Source organism: Methylorubrum podarium, assembly GCF_022179745.1.
Lineage (GTDB): Bacteria > Pseudomonadota > Alphaproteobacteria > Rhizobiales > Beijerinckiaceae > Methylobacterium > Methylobacterium podarium.
This window is the reverse complement of the sequence record NZ_BPRD01000283.1, coordinates 1-5722: the sequence shown is the minus strand read 5'-3', so window position 1 is coordinate 5722 and position 5722 is coordinate 1. Positions and strand designations below refer to the sequence as shown.

Here is a 5722-nt window from a genome sequence, read left to right as displayed (position 1 = left end):
GCGAGGCGAAGCCGTGGCAATCTAGTCCGCGACATCTCCGAAAAGGTCGCGCTCTGGATCGCTTCGGCTCCGCCTCGCGATGACGGGAGTGGGCATGGCCCGAAGTGTTCAACCGGCAACCGGTGACATCCGACGGGATCGGATCGAGGCGGCGTTCCATGCAAAAAGGCCCCGGTGCGTTCGCCGCACCGGGGCCTTCGCGGTTCGATCGAGTGGGTTTTAGGCCGAGAGCGCTTCCTTCGAGCGCTCGAAGCGCTTGCGGTCGTTCGGGTCGAGGTGGATCTTGCGCAGGCGGATCGACTTCGGCGTGACTTCCATCAGCTCGTCGTCCTGAATCCAGGCCAGCGACTTCTCCAGCGTCATCCGGATCGGCGGCGTCAGGCGCACGGCTTCGTCCTTCGAAGTGGTGCGGATGTTGGTGAGCTTCTTGCCCTTGAGCACGTTCACCTCGAGGTCGTTCTCGCGGTTGTGCTCGCCGACGATCATGCCCTGGTAGACCTTGGCGCCGGGCTCGATCATCATCGGGCCGCGGTCTTCGAGGTTCCACATGGCGTAGGCCACGGCCTCGCCCTTGTCGTTCGAGATCAGCACGCCGTTGCGGCGGCCGGCGATCTCGCCCTTGTAGGGCTCGTAGGCCTTGAACAGGCGGTTCATGATCGCGGTGCCGCGGGTGTCGGTCATCAACTCGCCCTGGTAGCCGATGAGGCCGCGGGTCGGAGCGTGGAAGACGAGCCGGAGACGGTTGCCGCCCGAGGGCCGCATCTCGATCATTTCGGCCTTGCGCTCGGACATCTTCTGCACGACGACGCCGGAATACTCCTCGTCGACGTCGATCACGACCTCCTCGACCGGCTCGAGAACCTCGCCGTTCTCGTCCTTCTCCAGCACGACGCGCGGCCGGGACACGGCAATCTCAAAACCTTCGCGGCGCATGGTCTCGATCAGGATCGAGAGCTGCAGCTCGCCGCGGCCGGAGACGTAGAACGAATCCTTGTCGGCGGCTTCCTCGATCTTGAGCGTGACGTTGCCCTCGGCCTCCTTGAACAGGCGGTCGCGGATCATCCGGCTCGTGACCTTGTCGCCCTCGGTGCCGGCCAGCGGCGAATCGTTGACGATGAAGGACATGGTGACGGTCGGCGGGTCGATCGGCTGGGCCTGGATCGGCTCGTTGACGGCCGGATCGCAGAAGGTGTCGGCCACGGTACCCTTGAGCAGACCGGCGATGGAGACGATGTCGCCGGCCTCGCCCACGTCGATGGGAGCACGCTCAAGGCCGCGAAAGGCCAAAATCTTCGAGACGCGGCCGGTCTCCACGACCTTGCCGTCACGCGAGAGCACCTTGATCGACTGGTTCGGCTTCACCGTGCCCGACGCGATACGCCCGGTGATGATGCGGCCGAGGAACGGGTTGGCTTCGAGCAGCGTGCCGAGCATCCGGAACGGACCGTCCTCGACGCGGGCCTGCGGCACGTGCTTGAGCACGAGGTCGAACAGAGGTGCGAGGCCGACATCCGGCGAGGCGTCGGGCGAATCGGCCATCCAGCCGTTGCGGCCCGAACCGTAGAGGATCGGGAAGTCGAGCTGCTCGTCGGTGGCGTCGAGGGCCGCGAACAGGTCGAACACCTCGTTGACGACCTCGTTGATGCGCGCGTCCGGCCGATCGACCTTGTTGATGGCCACGATCGGGCGCAGCCCGATCTTCAGCGCCTTGCCGACCACGAACTTGGTCTGCGGCATCGGCCCCTCGGCCGCGTCGACCAGCACGATCACGCCGTCGACCATGGAGAGGATGCGCTCCACCTCGCCGCCGAAATCGGCGTGGCCGGGCGTGTCGACGATGTTGACGCGGGTGTCCTGCCAGACGACCGAGGTCGCCTTGGCGAGAATCGTGATGCCGCGCTCCTTCTCGAGGTCGTTCGAGTCCATCGCCCGCTCCTCGACCCGCTGGTTCTCGCGGAAGGTGCCGGACTGCTGGAGCAGCTTGTCGACCAGCGTCGTCTTGCCATGGTCGACGTGGGCGATGATGGCGATGTTGCGCAGCTTCATCGGGGTCTCGAAAACGTTCGGAAACGTGGAGCCCGGCCATAAAGCGGCGTGTCGCGGGCCGTGCTTCGACGGTCGTGACGCCAGTGTACGGATTCGGGCGGTATCGCGTCGCAATATAAGCTGGCGGTCGATCCGGCAAGTGCGGGCTGGCCGCGGCAGGGGCGGTTACCCCTGCCCGTGGGACCTGCCATGCGACCCGGGCGGAGCCGCAGGGGGGAGGGCCCAGTCGCATGAGCGCGTTCAAGGATCACTTCTCGAGCCACAATGCCGGCTACGCCGCGCATCGGCCGACCTATCCGGCGGCGCTGGTGGATTTTCTGGCGGATGCGGCGCCCGGGCGGGATCTCGCGTTGGATGTTGGCTGCGGGACCGGTCAGCTCTCCACGCGTCTGGCCGAACGATTCGCGCAGGTGGTCGCCATCGATGCCAGCGCCGCGCAGATCGCGGCGGCGACGCCGCATGACCGGGTGCGTTACCGCGCGACGCCGGCCGAGCGGTCCGGCCTGCCGGATGCGAGCGCCGACCTCGTCACCGTTGCGCAGGCGGCGCACTGGCTCGACCTCGATTCCTTCTACGACGAGGTGCGCCGCGTCGCCCGGCCCGGGGCGGTGCTGGCCCTGATCACCTACGGCGTGCTGCACGTCGCGGACGCACCCGCCGACAGGGTCATCCGGCACTTCTACGACGCCGTGATCGGACCCTACTGGCCGCCGGAGCGCCGGCATGTCGAGGACGGCTACCGTTCTCTGCGCTTTCCATTCCCGGCGCTGGATGCGCCCGGGCTCAGCATCGAGGTGGCTTGGCGGCTGGCCGACCTGATCGGCTACATCGAGACGTGGTCGGCGGTGCGGGCGGCGGAGAAGGCTGTCGGTCGCGGCCCGGTCGAGACGTTCCAGGCGGCGTTGGCGGCCGCGTGGGGTGATCCGGATGCGGTCAAGCCCGTGTCCTTTCCGCTCTCACTCCGGGTCGGCCGGGTCGGGCACCGGTGAGGGAAGGCCCCCGGGCGCCTTTGCTGTTGAGGAATCCGCCCGCTCATGCGGCGCGGCGCTCGATCTGCCATAAGCTGTCCGGCATGATCCCCTCGCCGCGAATGACCCCGTGACCGACCGTCCCCCGATCCGCTTCCGCGGCCGCTCCTTCCTGGCGATGGTGCTGGCCCCCGTGCCGCCGATCGACGAGTGGCTCGCCGAGCTCGACGCCCTGAAGCAGCGCGCGCCCGCCTTCTTCGCGGTGCGGGCGATCATCCTCGACGTGACCGGCCTGCGCTTCGAGCGCTCGGACCTCGCCCATCTCTGCGAGGAACTGAACCGACGCTCGATCACCATCCTCGGCATCGAGGGGATCGGCCCGACCTCGCTCGGGCCGGGCTTCCCGCCGCCGCTGGTGGGCGGCAAGCCGGTCGAGGACATCGCACCGCCCGAGCCCGGCGCGGCGACGCCGGCCGAGGCGCCCACCGCGTCGGCTCACATGTCCGCGCCGGCCCTGGTGGCGTCCCCGGCCCCGCCCCGGCCGCGCTCCTTCGTCCTCGACGCGCCGGTGCGCTCGGGGCAGGTGATCCAGCATCTCGACGGCGATGTGACGGTGCTCGGCTCCGTGGCCTCGGGGGCGGAGGTGATCGCCGGCGGCTCGATCCACGTCTACGGCGCCCTGCGCGGCCGGGCGATCGCCGGCGCCGTGGGCGATCCGGGCGCGCGCATCCTCGCCCGCAAGTTCGAGCCGGAACTCATCGCCATCGACGGCCTTTACAAGACCGCCGACGATCTCGGCGGCGCCCGCTGGGGGCAGGCCGTCCAGGCCCGGCTCGAAGGGGACTCCATCGTCCTCGTGCCGTTCGACTGACGCCGCGGGGCCGGCGCGCCCTGCCGGCGGCGATTTTTCGCCGCCTCGTCGGGCCGGGTGGCGGAAATCCGCCGCTTCTTCCGGTAGGTCCTGAACTGGCCGCTTCAAAAAACCTCTTGCTACCCAGGCGATTGCGCGGATTCCGGCGTCTTCTGCATGGCTGGCATGCGCTCTGCAAAAGGAATGGGCCATCCGCACCGGCCGCAGAGCCGGGCCATCCGGGAGAAGCCCCTTGTTCGAACGCCACCGTTTCACGCGTCGCCGTCTCGCGATCCTCGCCGCCGCGACCGCCGTGGTGCTCGCGCCGCTGCCGCTCTCCGCGCAGGAGGTGGTGCGGGTCGGCAACCTGAAGCTCGCCCACTTTGCCGGCGTCTCCTACGTCAAGGAGATCGCCAAGAACTGCGGCATCACCGTCGATCTCAAGATCTTCGCCAAGGGCCCGGACATCATGCAGGCGATGCTCGCCGGCGAACTCGATGTCGGCGCCACCGCCTCCGAGGCGGTGATCTCGGCCCGCGGCAACGGCGCGCCCGTCTACATCGTCGGCGGCTTCGCCAAGGGCGGCGCCCGCCTGCTGGCGACGCCGGAATCCGGCATCAAGTCGGCGGCCGACCTCAAGGGCAAGAAGGTCGGCGTCACCCGCGGCTCGATCCAGGAGGTGCTGCTCGGCGCCGAGATGGCCAAGCACGGCCTGAAGGCCCGCGACGTCAACCTGATCTATCTCGGCTATCCCGACCTGAACCAGGCGCTGCTGCAGAAGCAGGTCGACGCGATCATGCAGACCGAGCCGCAATCGGCCCAGGCCATCGCCCGCGGCTTCGGCGTCGAGGTGCTCAAGCCCTACGACACGCCGGTCGGCTCGCCGATCCGCACCCTGGTGATGACGGAGAAGTTCTACAACGACAAGAAGGCGGTCGCGTCCAAGTTCATGGAATGCTTCGTCAAGGCGCAGAAGACCTTCATGGACGACCCGAAGGCCGCCGAGACCTTCGTCACGCAGGACGTGTTCAAGGGCCAGCTCACCAGCCCGGAGTTCCAGGAGGCGCTGGCCAACTCGCCCTACACCCTGGAGATGAGCGCCGACCACATCCAGAAGACCACCGACGTCATGGCCGAGCACGGCATCGGCAAGATGTCGAAGCCCGCCAAGGCCGCCGACTGGGTGAAGCTCGACCTGCTGGAGGCCGCCAAGGCTTCCGCCGGCACGAACTGAGGAGGACGTCGCGTGAACGCCTCGCGTCTCAAACCCCTGGCCGAGGGCCTCGCGGTTCCCATCGCCGTCCTGGTGATCTGGCAGCTCGCCTGCACCGCCGGGCTCGTCAACCCGATGGTGCTGCCCTCGCCCGCCGCGGTCGCGGTGCGCTGGTGGGCCTATCTCGCCCCCCTCGAAGCCTATGACCCGGCGCACGGCTCCTGGTTCGCGTGGCTGTTCTCCGGCGAGATGCTGCACGACGCCCTGGCCTCGCTCTACCGGGTGGTCGTCGGCTTCGCCGTCGGCGCCGGGCTCGCCCTGCCACTCGGCCTGTTCATGGGTTCGAGCGACCTGATCTACCGCCACATCAACCCCCTGATGCAGGTGCTGCGGCCGATCCCGCCGATCGCCTACATCCCGCTCTCGATCCTGTGGTTCGGGCTCGGCAACGCGCCGGCCGTGTTCCTCATCGCCATCGGCGCCTTCTTCCCGGTGCTGATGAACACCATCGCCGGCGTGCGGCACGTGGACGGGATCTACATCAGGATGACCCGCCGGAAGATCGTCATCCGGCTGGCCCCGAGGCTGCGGGCGGCGCGGATGTAGATCCCGTCCACGTGCCGCACGCCGGCGATGGTGTTCATC

At 68.5% G+C, this 5722-nt stretch carries 4 protein-coding genes and 1 pseudogene; 4 read left to right on the top strand and 1 reads right to left on the bottom strand.

Going from position 1 to position 5722, the window contains the following annotated elements; translation table 11 throughout:
* Positions 1-219: 219 nt before the first annotated feature.
* Positions 220-2046, bottom strand: coding sequence for a translational GTPase TypA (typA, locus tag MFF42_RS14495; RefSeq protein ID WP_238256358.1), 1827 nt, complete (start codon positions 2044-2046; stop codon positions 220-222).
* A gap of 230 nt (positions 2047-2276) precedes the next feature.
* On the opposite strand from typA, the gene MFF42_RS14490 reads away from it, so the two are divergent.
* The 4 genes and pseudogenes from MFF42_RS14490 to MFF42_RS14475 all read left to right on the top strand — a co-directional run.
* Positions 2277-3035 carry a class I SAM-dependent methyltransferase gene (locus tag MFF42_RS14490; RefSeq protein ID WP_238256357.1) on the top strand — a complete coding sequence of 253 codons (759 nt, stop codon included), beginning with the start codon at positions 2277-2279 and terminating at the stop codon, positions 3033-3035.
* 109 nt (positions 3036-3144) lie between these two features.
* Complete coding sequence (gene minC, locus MFF42_RS14485; protein ID WP_238256356.1) at positions 3145-3885, top strand: septum site-determining protein MinC; 741 nt, start codon at positions 3145-3147, stop codon at positions 3883-3885.
* Positions 3886-4117: 232 nt separating this feature from the next.
* Entirely contained in the window at positions 4118-5098 is a 981-nt protein-coding gene (locus MFF42_RS14480; RefSeq protein WP_238256355.1) for an ABC transporter substrate-binding protein, read from the top strand.
* A 12-nt stretch (positions 5099-5110) separates the two neighbouring features.
* Positions 5111-5632, top strand: a pseudogene (locus MFF42_RS14475) (ABC transporter permease); the annotation flags it as partial.
* Positions 5633-5722 lie beyond the last annotated feature (90 nt).

Bases quoted from the DNA above. Each gene is read 5' to 3' on its own strand.
- typA (WP_238256358.1), bottom strand. From the start codon at position 2,046: ATGAAGCTGCGCAACATCGCCATCATCGCCCACGTCGACCATGGCAAG.
- MFF42_RS14490 (WP_238256357.1), top strand. From the start codon at position 2,277: ATGAGCGCGTTCAAGGATCACTTCTCGAGCCACAATGCCGGCTACGCC.